This window comes from Breoghania sp. JC706 (genome assembly GCF_037026715.1).
GTDB lineage: Bacteria > Pseudomonadota > Alphaproteobacteria > Rhizobiales > Stappiaceae > Breoghania.
Genome location: NZ_JBANCG010000001.1, coordinates 207,807 through 225,986, shown reverse-complemented (window position 1 = coordinate 225,986; position 18,180 = coordinate 207,807). Strand labels below are relative to the sequence as shown.

The 18,180-nt window shown below is 66.0% G+C and carries 16 protein-coding genes and 1 other RNA gene; 1 reads left to right on the top strand and 16 read right to left on the bottom strand.

Annotated elements, in window-relative coordinates; genetic code table 11:
* Positions 1-28 precede the first annotated feature (28 nt).
* The 15 genes from mraY to V2L18_RS00920 all read right to left on the bottom strand — a co-directional run bounded on the left by mraY (position 29) and on the right by V2L18_RS00920 (position 15,739).
* Entirely contained in the window at positions 29-1,114 is a 1,086-nt protein-coding gene (gene mraY, locus V2L18_RS00990) for a phospho-N-acetylmuramoyl-pentapeptide-transferase (protein WP_336175815.1), read from the bottom strand.
* 17 nt (positions 1,115-1,131) lie between these two features.
* Positions 1,132-2,562 carry a UDP-N-acetylmuramoylalanyl-D-glutamyl-2,6-diaminopimelate--D-alanyl-D-alanine ligase gene (locus tag V2L18_RS00985; RefSeq protein ID WP_336175814.1) on the bottom strand — a complete coding sequence of 477 codons (1,431 nt, stop codon included), beginning with the start codon at positions 2,560-2,562 and terminating at the stop codon, positions 1,132-1,134.
* The gene (locus V2L18_RS00980; RefSeq protein WP_336175813.1) at positions 2,559-4,046 is read right to left on the bottom strand and encodes a UDP-N-acetylmuramoyl-L-alanyl-D-glutamate--2,6-diaminopimelate ligase; all 1,488 of its coding nucleotides are present in this window, start codon (positions 4,044-4,046) and stop codon (positions 2,559-2,561) included. The genes V2L18_RS00985 and V2L18_RS00980 overlap by 4 nt, the downstream gene beginning before the upstream one ends.
* Before the next feature lie 359 nt (positions 4,047-4,405).
* Positions 4,406-6,142, bottom strand: coding sequence for a penicillin-binding protein 2 (locus V2L18_RS00975; protein WP_336175812.1), 1,737 nt, complete (start codon positions 6,140-6,142; stop codon positions 4,406-4,408).
* Between the two features lie 85 nt (positions 6,143-6,227).
* Positions 6,228-6,581 carry a hypothetical protein gene (locus V2L18_RS00970; RefSeq protein WP_336175811.1) on the bottom strand — a complete coding sequence of 118 codons (354 nt, stop codon included), beginning with the start codon at positions 6,579-6,581 and terminating at the stop codon, positions 6,228-6,230.
* 7 nt (positions 6,582-6,588) lie between these two features.
* Entirely contained in the window at positions 6,589-7,626 is a 1,038-nt protein-coding gene (rsmH, locus tag V2L18_RS00965) for a 16S rRNA (cytosine(1402)-N(4))-methyltransferase RsmH (protein WP_336175809.1), read from the bottom strand.
* On the bottom strand, positions 7,623-8,126 hold the full coding sequence (mraZ, locus tag V2L18_RS00960; RefSeq protein ID WP_336175807.1) for a division/cell wall cluster transcriptional repressor MraZ: 504 nt from the start codon (positions 8,124-8,126) through the stop codon (positions 7,623-7,625). The genes rsmH and mraZ overlap by 4 nt, the downstream gene beginning before the upstream one ends.
* Before the next feature lie 577 nt (positions 8,127-8,703).
* Positions 8,704-9,105, bottom strand: an RNA gene (gene rnpB / locus V2L18_RS00955) — RNase P RNA component class A.
* 174 nt (positions 9,106-9,279) lie between these two features.
* Positions 9,280-9,834 (bottom strand): lytic transglycosylase domain-containing protein, encoded by a 555-nt coding sequence (locus tag V2L18_RS00950; protein WP_336175806.1) that lies wholly within the window; start codon positions 9,832-9,834, stop codon positions 9,280-9,282.
* A 562-nt stretch (positions 9,835-10,396) separates the two neighbouring features.
* Positions 10,397-11,140, bottom strand: coding sequence for an N-acetylmuramoyl-L-alanine amidase (locus V2L18_RS00945; RefSeq protein ID WP_336175805.1), 744 nt, complete (start codon positions 11,138-11,140; stop codon positions 10,397-10,399).
* The gene (locus V2L18_RS00940) at positions 11,140-11,829 is read right to left on the bottom strand and encodes a DnaJ family molecular chaperone (protein ID WP_336175804.1); all 690 of its coding nucleotides are present in this window, start codon (positions 11,827-11,829) and stop codon (positions 11,140-11,142) included. The genes V2L18_RS00945 and V2L18_RS00940 overlap by 1 nt, the downstream gene beginning before the upstream one ends.
* Positions 11,830-11,941: 112 nt before the next feature.
* Positions 11,942-12,475: a winged helix DNA-binding protein gene (locus V2L18_RS00935; RefSeq protein ID WP_336175803.1), complete on the bottom strand. Its 534-nt coding sequence runs from the start codon at positions 12,473-12,475 to the stop codon at positions 11,942-11,944.
* Between the two features lie 134 nt (positions 12,476-12,609).
* Entirely contained in the window at positions 12,610-13,914 is a 1,305-nt protein-coding gene (locus tag V2L18_RS00930; RefSeq protein ID WP_336175802.1) for a TRAP transporter large permease subunit, read from the bottom strand.
* Positions 13,915-14,475, bottom strand: coding sequence for a TRAP transporter small permease (locus V2L18_RS00925; RefSeq protein WP_336175801.1), 561 nt, complete (start codon positions 14,473-14,475; stop codon positions 13,915-13,917).
* Between the two features lie 280 nt (positions 14,476-14,755).
* Positions 14,756-15,739, bottom strand: coding sequence for a TRAP transporter substrate-binding protein (locus V2L18_RS00920; protein WP_336175800.1), 984 nt, complete (start codon positions 15,737-15,739; stop codon positions 14,756-14,758).
* Positions 15,740-16,253: 514 nt separating this feature from the next.
* Between V2L18_RS00920 and V2L18_RS00915 the strand changes: the two genes are divergently transcribed.
* Positions 16,254-16,943 carry an MBL fold metallo-hydrolase gene (locus V2L18_RS00915; protein WP_336175799.1) on the top strand — a complete coding sequence of 230 codons (690 nt, stop codon included), beginning with the start codon at positions 16,254-16,256 and terminating at the stop codon, positions 16,941-16,943.
* On the opposite strand, the gene V2L18_RS00910 is transcribed toward V2L18_RS00915, so the two are convergent.
* Positions 16,936-18,138 (bottom strand): glycosyltransferase family 87 protein, encoded by a 1,203-nt coding sequence (locus V2L18_RS00910; RefSeq protein ID WP_336175798.1) that lies wholly within the window; start codon positions 18,136-18,138, stop codon positions 16,936-16,938. The two genes, V2L18_RS00915 and V2L18_RS00910, sit on opposite strands and share 8 nt — an antisense overlap.
* Between the last annotated feature and the right edge of the window lie 42 nt (positions 18,139-18,180).

The window sequence follows — 18,180 nt, the reverse complement described above, 5'->3', positions numbered from 1 at the left end:
TTCCCCGGTCTATCTCAGCTTCCCCGGTCTATCTCAGCTTCAACGTGGCGAGCCCGATCAGCGCGAGCACCACGGCGACGATCCAGAAGCGGATCACGACCTGCGATTCCGTCCAGCCCAGTTGTTCGAAATGATGGTGGATCGGCGCCATCTTGAACACCCGCTTGCCGGTCAGCTTGAACGAGAACACCTGGATGATGACGGACAGCGCCTCAAGGACGAACAGGCCGCCGATGATGGCGAGCACGATCTCGTGCTTGGTGGCGACCGCGATGGAGCCGAGCATGCCGCCGAGCGCCAGCGATCCGGTATCACCCATGAAGATGGCGGCCGGCGGCGCGTTGAACCACAGGAAGCCGAGCCCCGCCCCCATCACCGCACCGGCGACGACGGCGAGTTCGCCGGTACCGATGACGAAGTTGATCTGGAGATAATCGGCAAAGACCTTGTTGCCCGAAAGGTACGCGATCAGGCCGAAAGAGCCGCAGGCGATCATCACGGGGACGATGGCGAGGCCGTCGAGGCCGTCGGTGAGGTTCACCGCATTGCCCGCCCCGACCATGACGAAGGCGGCGAAGACGATGAAGAACAGGCCGAGATCGACCACCATGTCCTTGAAGAAGGGAAAGGCGAGCGAGGTGGAGAAGGGCTCGGGCTGGAGAAGCGAGATGCAGAACGCCGCGATCACCGCGATGAGGACTTCCAGCGACAGCCGGAAGCGGCCGGAAAAGCCCTTGTGGCTCGACTTCGTGACCTTCAGGTAGTCGTCGTAGAAGCCGATGCCGCCGAAGCCGAGCGTCACGAACAGCACGATCCAGACATACGGATTGGACAGGTTCGCCCACAAAAGCGTGGAGACCAGCACGCCCGACATGATCATCAGCCCGCCCATGGTGGGCGTGCCCTTCTTGGTGAGAAGGTGCGAGGCCGGGCCGTCCGCGCGGATCGGCTGTCCCTTGCCCTGCCGGATCCGCAGCGCGGCGATGATGGCGGGGCCGAACAGGAACACGAACAGGAGCGCCGTCATGATGGCGGCACCGGTACGGAACGTGATGTATCGGAAGACGTTAAAGGCGGAGAAATCGTTGGAAAGGTCCACCAGGAAATAAAGCATTCAATCGCCCCAGTTGGTTACGACGCCGCGCGGTTCTTCTTCGCGCCGTAGGCGTCGGTGAGGGCGGAAACAAGCGGTCCCATCTTCGTCCCCAGCGAGCCCTTGATCATGACCGCATCGCCTGCCCGGATAGCGGCGAGAAGGTCCTTTTGCAATTCCTCGGAGGTCTCCGTCCACCCTCCGCGCCTGCTTTCGGGGATCACGTCCCACAATTCGCGCATCGACGGGCCGACACAGTAGACGAGATCGATGCGGGCCTTTTCCAGCGGCTCCACCAGCTCCCTGTGAAGCTCGCCGGCCGCCTCTCCCAGTTCCAGCATGTCGCCGATGACGGCGATGCGCCGGCCGCCGCGCGCAACCCGCGCCTTGCCCAGAAGCGCGATGGCCGCGCGCATGGAGGCCGGGTTGGCATTGTAGCTCTCGTCGATGAGCGTGGCCGTGCCGCCACGCAGGGCCAGTTCGTGCCGCTCGCCGCGCCCTTTGGGCGCCTCCATGTCGGCGAGCGCCATCGCCGCGCGCGCAAGGTCCGCGCCCGCAAGTTTCGCCGCCGCCAGAACGGCGAGCGAATTGCCGACGAGATGGCGGCCCGGCGCGCCGATCTTCCAGGTCACGTCCTCGCCCAGGATCCGCCCGGTCACGCAGGAGCAGTCGGAGCGCTCCACGACCTGGGTCGTATGCGCATCGAAAGACCGGTCGGTGCCAAAGGTGACGATCTCCTTCACGCCGGCGGCGACCGCCAGAAAGCGCAGAAGATCATAATGCTCGTTGGAGGCGTTGAGCACCGCCACCCCGCCCGGCTCCAGTCCGGTGAAGATCTCGCCCTTGGCCCGGGCGATGCCCTCAACGGAATCAAACTGCGCCAGATGGACGGGCGCCACCGTCGTGACGATCGCCACATGCGGGCGCACCATGGCGACGAGCGGCGTGATCTCGCCGGCATGGTTCATGCCGATCTCGAACACGCCGAATTCGGTATTGGCCGGCATGCGCGCCAGCGTCAGCGGCACGCCCCAGTGATTATTGTAGGAGGCCACCGAGGCATGGGTGCGCCCGCACTTGGCCAGCGCGAGCCGCAGCATCTCCTTGGACGAGGTCTTGCCGACCGACCCGGTGATCGCGACGATCTTCGCGTTCGTGCGCGCCCGCGCCGCCCGGCCGAGCGCCCTGAGCGCTTCCAGCACGTCGGCAACGACGACATAGCGCCCCTCCGGCGGCAGTTCCGACAGCCGGTCCTCCGCCACGACCGCCAGCGCCGCGCCGCGGCTCAGCGCCCCGTCCACGAACCTGTGCCCGTCGCGGATCTCGCCCCTGATGGCGAAGAACGCCTCGCCGGGCTGGATGGAACGGCTATCGATGGAGATCCCTGTCACCGTCGTCGTCGGATCGCCGACGACGCGGCCCGAAACCGCCTCCACCAGGTCGTTCAGCATCCACAGGACGTCACTCATCCAAGGGTCTCCTTGAGGGGGTTCGGTGCCAGATCGGCCAGCGCCGCCGCCACGGCGTCGTGGTCGGAAAACGGCAGCACCGTGTCGCCCACGATCTGGCCCGTTTCGTGACCCTTGCCGGCGACGCACAGGACATCGCCCGCTTTCAGCATTTCCACCGCGGCGTGGATGGCGATGCCCCGGTCGCCGATCTCCATGGCGCCGGGGGCCGCGTTCATCATCGCCATGCGGATTTCCGCCGGGTTCTCGCTGCGCGGATTGTCGTCGGTGATGATGACCACGTCCGCACGCTTCGTCGCGATCTCGCCCATGATCGGCCGCTTGCCCTTGTCGCGGTCGCCGCCGCAGCCGACGACCACCATGAGCCGGCCGCTAGCATAGGGGCGAAGCGCGGCAAGCGCGTTGTCGAGCGCATCGGGCTTGTGGGCGTAATCGACGAAGATCAGCGCGCCCGCCTGCGTGCGCCCCACCAGTTCCAGCCGCCCCGGCGCGCCCTCGAGTTTCGAAAGTGCGGCTATCGCGACATCCGCCGAAACACCGCTCGCCATGGCGAGACCGGCGGCAATGAGCGCGTTGGAAACCTGAAAGCGGCCGACGAGCGGCAGGTCAACTTCGAAGCGGCGGCCTTCGGCCTCGATCGTCAGACGCTGATGGAAACCCTCGATGGTCAGGCCGACGAGCTTCAGGTCCGCACCCGTTTCACCGACGGTGATCGTCTTCAGCCCCCGCCGCTTCGCGATCTCCGCGATGCGGTCGGTGTATGCCTCGCCCGGATCGTAGACGGCCGTACCGCCCTCGGGCAGCAATTCCTCAAAGAGGCGCAGCTTGGCCTGAAGGTAGTCCTCCACGGTCGGGTGATAGTCGAGGTGGTCGCGGCCGAGATTGGTGAAGGCGGCGGCCTTGATCCGCACCCCGTCGAGGCGACGCTGGTCGAGCCCGTGGCTGGAGGCTTCGAGCGCGGCATGGGTGACGCCGTCGCGGGCAAGCTCGGCGAGCGTCGCATGCAGGGAGACGGGATCGGGGGTCGTCAGGCTGCCGTAATGCGCACCCTTCGACGTAACGACGCCGATGGTGCCGATGGAGGCGGCATGGAAGCCGGCGGCATCGAAGATCTGACGCGCGAAGACGGCGACCGAGGTTTTGCCCGCCGTGCCGGTGACGGCGACGAGCGCCTCCGGCTGCGCGCCGGCAAGACGTGCGGCCAGAAGCGACAGCGCGCGGCGCGGATCGGCGGCGCGGATGATGGGCACGCCGAGCGCGGGAAGATCGGCATCTTCGCCCGTGAGTACGGCGATCGCACCGGCGCCGGCGGCGGCGGCGGCGAAGTCCGCGCCATCGGCCTTCACGCCCTTGAGCGCGGCAAAGATCGCGCCGGGACCGGCCTTGCGACTGTCGGCGGTGATCGAGGAGACATCGAGCGCGAGCGCGGCTTCAGGCGCGCTCAGCTCTTCGGGCAGATCGGCGATGAGATTTTCAAGCAGCATTTCATTCCCGCTTCGGCTATGGCCATGCGCATTCCCGTGAGCTCGCGCCTTGTTCCCCTCTCTCCCCTTGTGCGGGGGATGTCACGCGAACCGCGTGACAGAGGGGGCGGCAGGCTGTGCGCCGTGTGGCTTACCCCCCTCTGTCGGCAGGAGCCGACATCTCCCCCACACGGGAGGAGAGGGGTGCAGATTGCGACGCCACGGGCACACAACGCCGTTCAGGAACTGCGCGGAAGCCGTTTCTTCCACTCACCGACCAATTCCGAAGAAGATCAGGTACGCGCTGTTCATGTCTCGCGAACGCGGCCTGAATCGCGTCTCTCCGGGCTTTCCTCGTATTTCACCTTTGCCGCCCGGGCTCAATAGGACACGAGCGTCGTGTCGCTGTCTCCGGTGAAGTGCGGCGCCACTCCGAGCATCGGCGCGACGCGGGCGATGATCCTGGAGACGGTCGGCGCGGCGTTCATGCCGGCGGTCGCGTAGATCTTGCCCTCTTCCGGCTTCGGCTCATCGATCGTCACAAGCACCAGATACTGGGGATCGTCCATAGGGAAGGCCGCGAGGAACGAGTTGCGGCGCTTGTCATGAGCGTAGCGACCGTTGACGACCTTGTCGGCCGTACCGGTCTTGCCGCCGACCATGTAGCCGGCAACGCGGGCGTTGCGTCCGGAACCTTCCACCGCGTTCAGCCGGAAGAGATAGCGCATCATGTCGGAGACGCGCTTGGAGATCACCCGCTTGGCCACCTTCGCCGCATCGGCCTCGGTGCGGGGGAAGAAGGTCGGCTCGATCAGCAGACCGCCGTTGACGAGCGCGGCACCCGCCACCGCCGTCTGCATCGGGCTGACGGAGAGGCCGTGGCCGTAGGACGCGGTCATGGCGGTGATCTCACTCCACTTGCGCGGAAGCAGCGGGGCGGCGACCTCGGGCAGTTCGGTATCGACCTTGTCCAGAAGGCCGATGCGCTTGAAGAACTCCTGCTGCCGGTCGATGCCCACGGCAATCGTCATCTTCGCCGTGCCGATGTTGGAGGAATGCAAGAAGATCTCCGGGATCGACAGGACACGGCGCGTGCCATGGAAATCGTGGATGGTGAAACCGCCGATGCGGATGGGCGTGGTCGCATCGAAGGTGCTGTCGAGCGTCACCTTGCCGCTGTCCAGCCCCATGGCGATGGAGAAACTCTTGAAGACGGACCCCATCTCATAGACGCCGACGGTCGCCCGGTTCAGGTTTTCCGGCTTCAGCGCCTCGGCGGGATCGTTGGGATCGTAATCGGGCAGCGAGGACATGGCCATGACCTCGCCCGTATGGACATTGAGGATGATGCCGATGGTAGCGATCGCGCGGTAGCGCTCCATCGCCTTGGTCAGTTCGTCGCGCACCACATGCTGGACGCGCAGGTCCATCGACAGCTTCACCGGCTTCAGCGCCTGATCCGTGGCGAAGCCGAAGCGCTGCAGATCGGCGATACCCTGCCCGTCGATGTATTTCTCAAGCCCGGCGATGCCCTGTTCGTCCACGTTGGCGATGCCGACGATATGGCCGGCCGTCGGCCCGCCTGGGTAGAAGCGGCGGTTTTCGGTGAGAAAGCCGATGCCGGGAATGCCGAGCCGGTGGATCGCCTCGCGTTGCAGCGGCGTGATCTCGCGCTTCAGCCAGATGAAGCCGGCGTTGCTTTCCAGCCGCTTGCGCATCGCATCGGAGCCGAGCTCGGGCAGCACGGAGGACAGCTTGTCGATCGCCTCGTCGACATCGACGATCTTGCGCGGCTCGGCATAGACGGAAGGCGCCTTGATGTCGGTGGCCAGCAGCTCGCCGTTGCGGTCGACCAGATCGGGCCGCGAGGCGAGGATCGCCTGCTGCGCGCCGATATAGGCGGATGCGGGCGTTTCCTCCGACAGGCCGAGATCGACCAGCCGGAGCGCGATCAGCCCGTAGATGAGCGCGAATGCGGCCATGACGACGACGACGCGCGCGGGACTGCCGGCATCCTCCGCCATGGAGCCCGAAGCGACGGCCGACGCCCGCGCGTCCTTGGCGCGGGAGGGAGCTTTTGCGGCGAGCGGAGAGAAGTCGCTGGCAGCGAGGGACATCGAGGGCTCCTTCGGGACCGGTCGCAACGATGGGGCGGCCGGGAACGCATGAACGGGCATCAGACGCGGCAACGGCCGCGGGCAACTATCGGATGACGGCGCCGCCGGAGGCGTAGCCGCCGAGCGGATCGGCGTTGAACGGAGTGAAGTCGATCGGCTTGGTCGGCAGGTCGTCGATCGAGGCGATCTGCTTGGCGTCGAGCGGTTCCAGCTGCAGGTAGGCGTTGTAGCGCTCCACCAGCCCCTGAAGCCGGGCAGGCTGGTTCAGTACGCTCCACTCCGCTTTCAGGAGGTCGATCTTCTCTTCCTCCTGGTCGATGGCGCGTTGCAGCCGGGCGACCCGCTCCGCGGCGTTCTCCGCGTCGTGCTTCATGTTGAAGACCACGGCGGCGCCGATGACGACGGCGAAGATCAGGACGATGTTGAGGATGCGAAACACGGGGATCTCAACCTCCAAGCGTCTGGAATGCGGGCAGACGGGGAGCGCCGAGGTTTTCGGGCGCTTCGTCGCGGGACGGGTTTTCGGTACGGATGCCGGCGCGCAGGCGCGCGGAGCGGGCACGCGGATTGGCGGCGACCTCCGCCTCCCCCGGCTCCACCGCGCCCTTGAGCGCGAAGGTGAAGGTCGGCGGGGCGATGTCGGCCTCCGGCATGTGGCGCGAACCGCCGGCATGGACGCGGCAGCGCTCGGCGAGGAACCGCTTGACGATCCGGTCTTCGAGCGAATGGAAGGTGACGACGACAAGCCGGCCGCCGGGCTTCAGGCAGCGCTCCGCCGCACTGAGCGCCTCGACGACCTCGCCGAGCTCGCTGTTCACGTAGATCCTGAGCGCCTGAAACGTCTTGGTGGCGGGATGCGTCGCCTTGCCGGGCTTGCGCCCGATAGTGCGCTCGACAAGCTCCGCCAGCTCCAGCGTGCGGGTGAAGGGCTTCGTCTTGCGCGCTTCCTGGATGGCGCGGGAAATGGCGGAGGCGCGCTTTTCCTCGCCCAGAATGCCGATGATGCGGGTGAGCTCGCGCCCGTCGATCTCGTTGACGACGTCGGCGGCGCTGGGGCCGGCCTGTTCCATGCGCATATCGAGCGGGCCGTCCTGACGGAAGGAGAAGCCGCGATCGGCCTCGTCGACCTGCATGGAGGAGATGCCGAGATCGAGCACGACGCCATCGACCTGCGCATGACCGGCGGCCGCCGCGTGGGCATCGAGTTCGGAGAAGCGGCCGGGCACCAGCGTGAGGCGGCCTGAGAATTCGGCGACCATCGCCTGCCCGTCGCGGATGGCGTTGGGGTCGCGGTCGATGGCGATGACGTTCGCGCCCGCTTCCAGAATGGCGCGCGTGTACCCGCCGGCACCGAATGTGCCGTCGACGATCGTCTCGCCCGGCTTGGGCTTCAGCGCCTCCAGCACCTCGCCGAGGAGAACGGGAATGTGACGCGCCGGTCCGCCAGCGACCGGGGGCTCTCCCCCTTCGCGACCCGCCATCATCCCGTACTCCCCGTAGGCGTTCCCGAAGGCGTCGATGCCCCGGCCGAAGCGGCGGCAGGCTGCGGGGCGCCGGAAAGCACCTCCAGCGCGCGCTTCAGGGCTTCGGCGCGATGCTCGGCGAAGCGTTCCGGGTTCCACATCTGAAACTTGTATCCCTGCCCCACGAAGGTCACCTGGTCCGTAATCCCGGCATGAAGCCTGAGCGTTTCCGGCAGGATGACCCGGCCGTCGCTGTCGAGCTTGAGGTTCTCCGAGACGCCGAACAGAGCCATGGAAACGAAATCGTGCTGCGGCGTGAGCGTGGTGAAACTGTCGACGCGCTTCTGGATCTCGCCCAGAAGCGCATTGCCGCCCGCATCCACCGCCGGCAGATGGGCTGACGGGAAGCAGTAGACGCCCTCGTAGCCCTCGCGAGACAGCGCGGCGCGGAAGGACGCAGGCACGGAAACGCGCCCCTTGGCGTCCAGCCGATTTGTGAAGTTCGACACGAAGTCGGCCATTCATCGCCTCGCCCCTCGCACAAGCAGCCCAAGTGCGAACCCACGCCATCCCGGTTGCCGGCCACCGGATCACCGCCCGACGGATCACGCCCCGGCCGGCCGTCACCCGATTGGTCCTTACGAAGAAACGCGACGGCACCGGGGCACACGCCTCGGCACGAGCCGGAGCACGCAACGGCACCCTGCACGCGGGCGGAAAGGACACGGACGCCGACACCCGGTTTCGGGCCGGATCAGACGGTCTCTTCGGCCCCGTTACGGCAGAAATTCGTCTCTCAAACGGGATGATATGGGATATCATGGGCGATCACGGGCGTCAATGGAACAGACACGTCAGCGCAGGTTTCGATCCCCCCGGAAGTCCCCTGAACGAGGCCGATTTAAACCTCATTAGGCTTAACGGGGAGTTGCCAGCCGGGCGCGTGCGCAGGCCCTGTTCGGCCGCGATATTTCATGGTTAACAAAGGGTTTTCAGAAAAGCGCAGACACGATGCCGCCGCTGCGGCAATTCGCCCGGCCGCGTGCGCCGCACACGGACCGACGCGTTCATGCGCAGGCATGTGGATAAGAAGGATAAGGTGCCAGTCGGCCTGTAAGCCGGGTTCTGTTCGGCGGGCGAACCCGCCGCGACGACCATTCATCTGGGACGCCCGTTGCCGGACGCCTCGCGCGACCTACCCGGACGGTCAACGTGAAAACACGCCTGGGAGTTGCCTCCCGCGCCGTCCCTATTCGGTCTTGCTCCCGGTGGGGTTTACCGTGCCGGCCCCGTTGCCGGGTCCGCGGTGGGCTCTTACCCCACCCTTTCACCCTTACCGCACTTCGCCCTGACGGGCTTCGTGTGGCGGTTTGCTTTCTGTGGCACTTTCCCTGAGGTCGCCCTCGCCGGGTGTTACCCGGCACCGCGTTTCCATGGAGCCCGGACTTTCCTCCCCCGCGGCCTTTCGGCGCTTGCGGGAGCGGTCGTCCAGCCGACTGGCCCGCCGTCAGTAGGGACCGCAGCCGATAAAATCAAGGCCGGACCGCATCGCGGCCCGGCCTTTGATTGTCCGATGCTTGACAGGCTGGGGCCTTCGATCAGGCCCGGCAACCATTCGAGCCCCGGGCCGGGTGCGATCGAGACCGCAACCGGGCACCGGGGCTCTTCGCCGCCTCAGACGACATCGCCCAGAAGGGCGAGGACCCGGTGGCAGTATCGCTTGCTCACCGGATTCATGCGCCGTGCATAGTGCCCGGCATTGTAGCGAAGGATGGTGCCGCAGGTGTCGCCGGAGGCGAGCTCGTGCGCCTTGGCCAGATACCGCATGCCCCATTCCAGATTGGTGGCCGGATCGTAGAGCGCCTTGACCGACCCGCGAAAGCCGATGCCGCGCGCCGTGGCCGGCTTGATCTGCATCAGCCCGATCTCGCCGTGCGAACCGCGGGCACGGGCGTTGAAGTTGCTCTCGATCCTGACGATGGCCTTCGCGAGGCTCACCGGCACGCCATGCTTGCGTGCAGCCGCCGCGATCAGCGCCGAGTATTTCCCCTTCGCATGGCTCTTGACCTCGTCCGCCTCGTCTTCCCCGACCGAGGTCTTGTCGAAATGTGCCTGGTAGGCCCTGAGCGCGGCCAGTGGCCCGCTTCCGTTTCCCGCCATAGCCGGCATGTTCGTCATGAAAGCCCCCGTCGCCACGACCAGGGCGACCCAAAGTGCACGTCCATTCATTCCGGTTGTTTACCCGTTTCCTGTTTGAAGACGGGCGGCGGTATGACGACGGGAGCCGACCAAAATCGGACCGGCCAAATCACGAATTGTTACGAAAAACCCGCGAAATTCCGCGATTTCCGGGGTTGAAATACGAGAATTGGGCAGCGAACTGACGAAGGGTGACGAGACCTTGGGCTTGATGTGAAGGAAGCATGGCCACAATCGGGCACGCCTGATGGCGCCGTGCCCGCATTCGCGCAAGCGCTGACGCACTTTGCGTGCAAACGGGATCGTCGCCTGCACCCCTCAAACGCCGTTTCCGCCGCTTTGGTTCCGCATTTCCACGCAGCTGTAATTCGGGCAAGCCGACACAGGCGTTAGGCAAAGGTTAAGCTTAAGAGAAGGTAAAGGGTGAAAGGCGGCTTTTGCCTCAATCCCTCCGTCGTCATTGCCCGGCTTCGTCCGGGCAATCCACCGCCGGCTGCGGCGGCTGTGGCGCGCGCTGGATCACCCGGACGAAGCCGGGTGATGACGATGGAGGGAGCGGGGCACGGAGGCGCGGGGCCCGGAAGCCCCTTCCCTACTTCCTGAGCGTCGTCAGCAAGCGGTGGAGCGTGGTGATTGTGGAGGCGTCGGCCACCCCGTCCACCTTCATCGGCCGGAAATGGCGCTGGAAGGCCTCGACCACCGTGGTCGTCGCCGCATCGAAGGCCCCCGTCACCGGCACGTTGTAGCCGTAGAGCGACAGCATGGTCTGCAAGGCCTCCACGGGCTGGCCGATGGCGCCTTCCTGCAGGAACCGGCCCGAGACGATGGGTTCGGGCTCCACCCAGTGGCCGACGCCGGCCGAAGCCAGCCGTGCCCAGGGAAACTTCTCGCCCGGATCGATCTTGCGCCCCGGCGCCACGTCGGAATGGGCGAGGACGCGCTCCGGCCGGATCTGATGCCGGCGGACGATGTCGAGGCAAAGCGCCGTCACCGCATCGACCTGCGCGTCGGGAAAGGCACGATAGTCGATCTCGTGACCGGGATTGACGATCTCGATGCCGATGGAGCAGGCGTTGATGTCCTCCTCCCCCGCCCAGAACGACTTGCCCGCATGCCAGGCGCGTCGGTTCTCCGCCACCATCTGGACGATGCACCCGTCCTCGTGGATGAGATAATGGGCCGAGACCTTGGCGTCCGGATCGCTCAACCGCTGAAGCGCGGCCTCTGCACTGACCATGCCGGTATAGTGCAGGATCAGCATGTCCGGCGGCGCGCGGCGCGCGTCATGATTGGGCGAGGCGACGACCTCGCCGGCGAGCGGCGTGTCTGCTTTCATCAAAGACCCCGTTCCAGCGCCACCTTGCGCCACGCCTCGTTGAGCGCGGCCATGCGATCGTTCGCGATGCGCACGAATTCCTCCGGCACCCCGCGCGCGATCAGCCGGTCGGGGTGGCTTTCCGCCACCTGCCGGCGATAGCGGCGCTTGACCTCCTCGTCGCTCGCCGAAGGCTCGACGCCCAGTACCTTGTAGGGGTCCGCGCCCTCGATGACGTGGCGCGCGCGGATCTGCTGGAAGCAGCGATCCTCGATGGAGAAGATCTCCGCCACCCGCTCCAGATAGACGAGCTCGGCCTCGTGCACGTAGCCATCGGCCTTGGCGATGTGGAACAGGCCGTCGAGAATGTCGATCAGCGTCTCCGGCTGCTCGGTGAAGAGGCCGGCGATGCGACGGGCATAGGTCTCGAAGCCGGCGACATCCTGCTTGGCGAGGTTGAAGACGCGGGCGACGTTGCGCTCCTCGCCGGGCGGAATGTCGAAGAGACCGAAGAAGGCGATTTCCTCATCCGTGGTCACCACGCCGTCGGCTTTCGCCATCTTGGCCGAAAGCGCGATCATGGCGGCGGAAAAGGCGACCGAGTTGCGCGCCTCGCCGCCCCCGACGAGGCTCGCGATGCGGTCAAACAGCTGGGCGCCGCTCGACTGGATGGCGGAGGCGACGGCGGCAAGGGTGGACCAGAGACTCATGCGGCGAGTTTATAGGCGAGGCGGGCACCGGACGAACACGGAAAAATACAAACACGGCCCATGTGGCGGAGGCATGGCGGTTTTGCCGCAGCGGAACTGCGGAAAACGCCTTCTACATTGCCGCCGCCGAGCGGGCCGCCTGGTCGTAGTGGCCGGAGACCGAGCGCATGACGGCGGCAAGGCGCGACAGTTCCGCCTCGTCGAGGCCCAGCGTCTTGACCGGGCCGACCAGAAGCGCCTCGCGGATACGGCGGTATTCAAGGCAGGCCGTCTCGCCGGCAGCGGTGATCGAGGCGGTCTTTTCCTTGCCGCGCTTGCCGGTGGAAACGAGGCCCGCCGCCTCAAGCTTCCTGAGCGCGTAGGTGACGGTGTGGGTGTCCTCGATATTGAGGACGAGGCAGATGTCGGCGAGCGTCTTCGGCCGGCCGCGGTGATTGACCGAATGCAGCACCTGCACGTCGAGCGGCGCCATGCCGGGCTGGCCAGCCGCCGTCATCGCCCGCACCATCCAGCGGTGATAGGCGTTGACCATCATCGTGACCGCGAACTCCACCTCCGACAGCGCCGGCATGGCGCCGGCGGCCAGGTGCGCGGAGGAGACGACGGGGCCCACTCCGGCGCCACGGGGCGTTTCGTTCGATGACATGGCGGTTTCCTCGTTGCGTTCGGTCTTTGTCGTTCGGGCGACCCTGCTTCTGATAGAGGTGGTTACCGGATTCCCGCCGGCGCGGGAATGACAAGAAAGAAAGCGCGCGGCACGCGCCGGCCGTTTCCCTTGCCCTAATGCGCCATCATGTTGTGCGGCAGCCACAACGCCAGTTGCGGGAACTCGACCACCAGCGCGACGGCGACGACCATCAGCAGGAAGAACGGCAGCGCCATGCGCGCGACCTTGAAGATGTTGTGGCCCGTCATGCCCTGCAGCACGAACAGGTTGAAGCCCACCGGCGGCGTGATCTGGCTCATTTCCACGACGATGACGAGGTAGATGCCGAACCAGATGAGATCGAGGCCGGCCTGCTCGATCATCGGCAGGATGACCGAGGTCGTGAGCACCACCACCGAGATGCCATCGAGGAAGCAGCCGAGCACCACGAAGAAGATGGTGAGCGCGGCCAGCAACTCGTAGGGCGTCAGGTTGAGCGAACCGATCCACTCCGCAAGCTGGCGCGGGATGCCGGTGAAGCCCATGGCGACCGTCATGAAGGCCGCACCCGCCAGAATGAAGGCGATCATGCAAGAGGTGCGCGTCGCGCCCATCAGCGCCTGGGAAAACGTCTTGGCGTTCAGCGTGCCGGCGGCCCAGGAAAGAAGCAGCGACAACAGCACGCCGACGGCGGCGGCCTCCGTAGGCGCGGCGAGGCCCGCATAGATGGAGCCGACGACGCCGATGATCAGCACCATCACCGGAAACAGCCGGCGCGTCGCCTTGATGCGCTCCCACAGCGGGATCGGATCTTCCTTCGGCGGCATCTTGGAACGGTTGAGCACCGACCAGATCGCCACGTAGCCCATGAACAGCGCGCACAGCATGATGCCCGGCACGACGCCGGCGATGAACAGCCGCGCGATCGACTGCTCGGTGGCCGCCCCGTAGACGATGAGGATGATGGAGGGCGGGATCAGCAGGCCGAGCGTGCCGGAGCCGGCGAGCGTGCCGATCGCCATGCGCTCGTCGTAGCCGCGCTTTTTCAGTTCCGGCAGCGACATCTTGCCGATGGTGGCGGTGGTGGCGGCCGAGGACCCGGAGACGGCGGCGAAGATGCCGCAACCCAGAATGTTCACGTGCAGGAGCCGGCCCGGCAGATTGCGCATCCAGGGCGAAAGGCCCTCGAACATGTCCTCCGACAGGCGCGAGCGGAAGAGGATCTCGCCCATCCAGATGAACATCGGCAGGGCGGTGAGATCCCAGGAATTGGAGGCGCCCCAAACGGTGGTGGCGAGCACGGTGCCGGCCGGTACCGAGACCAGCAGCACGACGGCGGCAAGCGCCACGGCGAAGAGCGCGACGGCGACCCAGATGCCGGTGGCGAGCGCCGCCAGCATGCCGAGACCGAGGCCGATGGCGATGATCGTGGTGTCCATCTACTCGGTCCCCTCGACGAGATCGTGATCGGGCAACGGCTCCATGTAGCTCGGCTCGCCGCCCATCAGCGTGACGACGAGATCGTCGAGAAGCGAGATCAGGAAGACGGCGAGCCCGGCCGTCATCGCCGCCTGCGGAATCCACAGCGGCACCGGGATGATGCCGAAGGAGACCTCATTGAACTGGTAGCTGTCGAGGGTGAGCAGGGCCGCGTTCCAGGCGAAATAGGCGATGAGCGCGACGGCCACCGCCAGCACCCAGATTTCCAGGAAGCGGGCGAGGGAGCGCGGGACCATCTGCAAAAGGATGATGACGCGGATGTGGTCGGCGTTGCGCAAGGTTGAGGCGAGCGCCAGGAAGGAGGCTCCGACCAGCAGGAAGCCGGCGATTTCGGCAAGCGAGGGCACCAGCAGGCCAAGCGGCTCGAACCCGAGCAGCGAACGGGCGCCGTCGAGGATGCGGCCCGCGACCTGGGCCACCACCATCAGGGCGATCAAGACCAGGCACAGCGCAGCAAGGGCGGCCGACAATCGGTAGAGCGCATCAAGTGCTTTGCGCATGACTTTGCTTTCGAATGATGCGGGCGGACGGTACGAACCCGGAGGCCCGATAACGGCTCAGGATCCGGCTGACGGGCGGAGGGGATGGAGGCTGCGCCGGTCGGTCCTGTAGCGCCGCGCCGGTCTCTCTCCCGTCATTGCCCGGCCCGAGACCGATAATGGCCGGGCAATCCATTTCGGCTCGCAGCCGTTGCCGACAGGCGATGGATCCCCCGGACGAAGCCGGGGGATGACGGCGGCGAGGGACGTGCCGGCGGAGAGAGGGTGCCTCTCTGACCGCCTACTTGGAATAGGCGTCGATGATGGCCTTGCCCTCATCGCCGGCCTTGGCCTGCCACTCCTTGACCATGGTCGCGCCGATGGCCTTGAAACCGTCCTGCAGCTCGGGCGACGGCGCGGAGACCTCGATGCCGTTGTCGGCGAGTTCCTGGGTCTTTTCTTTCGTCTCGGTCTTGGACGCTTCCCAGCCGCGCGTCTCGGCGGTGGCGGCGGCTTCCTTCACGGCCGCCTGCACATCGGCCGGCAGCGCCATGAAGGCGGCCTTGTTGACGATGACCATGTTCTTCGGCAGCCAGGCCTGGGCGTCATAATAGTGGTCGAGATAGTCCCACGCCTTGGAGTTGGCCCCCGTCGAGGGCGAGGTGATCATCACCTGAACGCGGCCGGTGGAGAAGGCGGTCGGCAGATCCGGCACTTCCACCTGGGTCGGCACGGCACCGGCAAGCTGGGCGATCCGCTCGGTCGCGGCATTGTAGGCGCGGAAACGCTTGCCCTTCAGGTCGTCCATGGAAGAGATGGCGCCCTTGGAATAGATGCCCTGCGGCGGCCACGGCACGGAGAAGAGCAGCATCAGGCCCTGGGCGTCGAGCTTCTTTTCCAGAGCCGGGCGCGAGGCGTCATAGAGCTTCTTGGCGGCATCATAGGAGGTGGCCAGGAAGGGCACGGAATCCAGTTCGAAGATCGGGTCCTCGTTCGACAGGCGCGAGATCAGCACCTCACCGACCGGCACCACGCCCTTGCGCACGGCGTTCTTGATTTCCGGATGCTTGAGCAGCGAGCCGGCGGAATGGATCTGGATGGTGAGCTTGCCGCCGGTGGCCTTTTCGACATCCTTGGCGAACTCGGCGATGTTCACCGTGTGGAAGTTGGTGTCGCCATAGGGCGTCGGCATGTCCCACTTGGTCTGCGCCGACGCGGCGAAACCGATGACGGAAGCGGCAACGAAAGCCGCACCCGCCGCTACAAGACGGTTCGTTTTCAGCATGTAGTCTCTCCCTGTCGAGGCGCCGGGCTTCTACCCTTGACGCTTCATGAGGCCTTGACGATTGACGAGGCCCGGATTTTCCCAAGGTATTACGGACCGCGCACGCGGATCCGAAGTCCAGAGCCCAATACACCTGTTCTCGGGAGTCAACGCTAGCTTTTCGGCACCGGAACATCAACGATTTATCGACAAATTGTCGAAATGTGCCCAAATACACCGCAATTGATCAATAATAGTGCAAAAATCCGCCGCGTCATTGTGCAAGTATTGGCGAAACCGCCCGCTCCGCCCGTAGGGCAGATACGAATATGACCTGCCGCCTCCCGCGATTGCGCACGCATTGCCCTTGGTGTCCGGCCCGAAATGGCATCGGGGTTTGCGCTTTCGACAATTCCCTCTCATGCCTCGCCGCCGTCATTGCCCGGCACCCGCCTTGCCTCTGGCCATCGCAGCCGATCCGGGCCACTGTCGGAGCAACGCTGCGAGACCCGCCCTGTCCTGAAAGTTCTCCGCCATGCCCTCTCCCCGCTTCCATGTCCTCGTTCCCGGGTCCAGCCTCGCCTTTCGCGGTGGCTTCTTCGGGATTTCCTCCATCGTTCTGGTGGAGGCCGACGGCAAGCGGGCGCTTTTCGATGTCGGCCACGGGGTGACCCGGCGCATGCTGGTAGAGGCACTCGACGCGCGCGGACTGAGCCCCCGCGACATCGATCTGCTGGTCTTCTCGCACGGCCATTTCGACCACGTGCTGAACATGGACCTCTTCCCCGACGCGCCGATCGTAATGGGGCGCGAGGAGCGCGACTACATCGACGCGATCTTTGCCGAGGATCACGTCACCCCGCGCTATCTGCCGGCACTGCTGCGCGAACGACGGGTGGAGACCATCGACGGCGAAGCGGAGATCCTGCCTGGCGTGGTGCTGTTTCCCACCCCCGGCCATTCGCCGGGCCATGTCTCGCTGGAACTTCGCACGGAAGAAGGCCCTGTCGTGCTGGCGGCGGACGCGTTGAAGACCGCGCGGGAGGCAACGACCGGCATTCCCGACATGGAGATCGACCCGCAAAAGCGCGGCCGAGCCTCGATCGCGGAGGTGCTGCGGCGGGGACGGATCATCGTGCCCGGCCATTTCCCGACGCTCCACCGCGAGGCAGACGGTCGACTGTGGTGGGACGAGGTCCAGGAAATGCCCCTGCTGGTCAGGTAGCGGCGGCAGCCTTGTCGGAGGATCGGAAAGGCGCGGCCACGAGAATGCGCCGGCCGGCGAGCGCAAAGAGCATCAGTCCCGGCAGAGGGCCGGAGCCGAATGGCACCACGATGCCGAGCCCGCCGCTCAGGAACATCAGCGCAAAGCAGGCCGCCAGCGCCGATTTCTCATAAATCCCAAAACCTTCCTCAAGCCCAAGACGGATCAGCAAGCCGGCCGGGATCGCCAGCAACGCCATGTCGTAATCGAGAATGAAGGGGACCACGAGGGTCGCGCCGGACACGAGGATCGCCGCCTTGAGCGGCATCGACGGCGCGCGCCGCCACGCGAGCATGACGGCGGCGAAGACCGCGACGGAAAGCAGGAGCTGTGCTGCCATCGCCGCATTGGCACCGACGCCGGCCTGCCGTAGCCAGGCAAAGAGCGAGATCATCCGCGCCATGGAAATGCCGGCCTCGACCAGGTTTGCGCCGGCAAGCGGGATTTGCGCGAGGAAGGCCTGCCAGGTGGCCGTGCCGAATGCCAACCAGGATGCGGCGGCGACGGCGACGGTGGTGACCGCGGCAGCGGCGAAGGCCCGGTATTCGCGCCCCGCCAGCAGCGCGAAGGGAACAAGCAGCCCGAAATGCGGCTTGTAGGCGAGAAGTCCGATGGCGAACCCGGCGAGCCACGACAGGCGCCGCTCCAGCGCGGCCATGGCGAAGCCGAACAGCGCGGCGCTCAGAAGCCCGTTCTGGCCGTGCAGCAGGCAGAACAGAAAGCCCGGGAAGGCGAGACTGATCCACAGCGCCTCACGCCGGCGCACCAGACACCTCATGGCGAGACAGGCAAGGATGAGCGTGAGGGCCTCGAAAAGCGCATATCCGAGCCCGAACGGCACGAGGCCGAAGGGCAAGAGATACAAAAGCCAGCTCGGCGGATAGAAGAAGGCGACGCCGGAAATGCCGAAGATCTCCATCTGCCGCTGCGAGAACGCGACGAGATCGTAAGGCAACGTCGGGTTTCCGGTGAGCGCCGAGCGCGCCGCCGTCCAGAACGATACGAAGTCCATCCCGACGGCCTTGCCCGGATCTCCGGTGGCGAGCGCGACATAGACGAAGTAGCCAAAAAGGCTGGCATAGGCCGCGATCAGGATCACCGCGGCACGCTCCACGTTTTCCCGCCGGATCTCGCCGCCAGCGCCGATCGCGCGCATCAACCCGTTCAACCGAGACCCCCCGTGCCATTCGACCCCGTG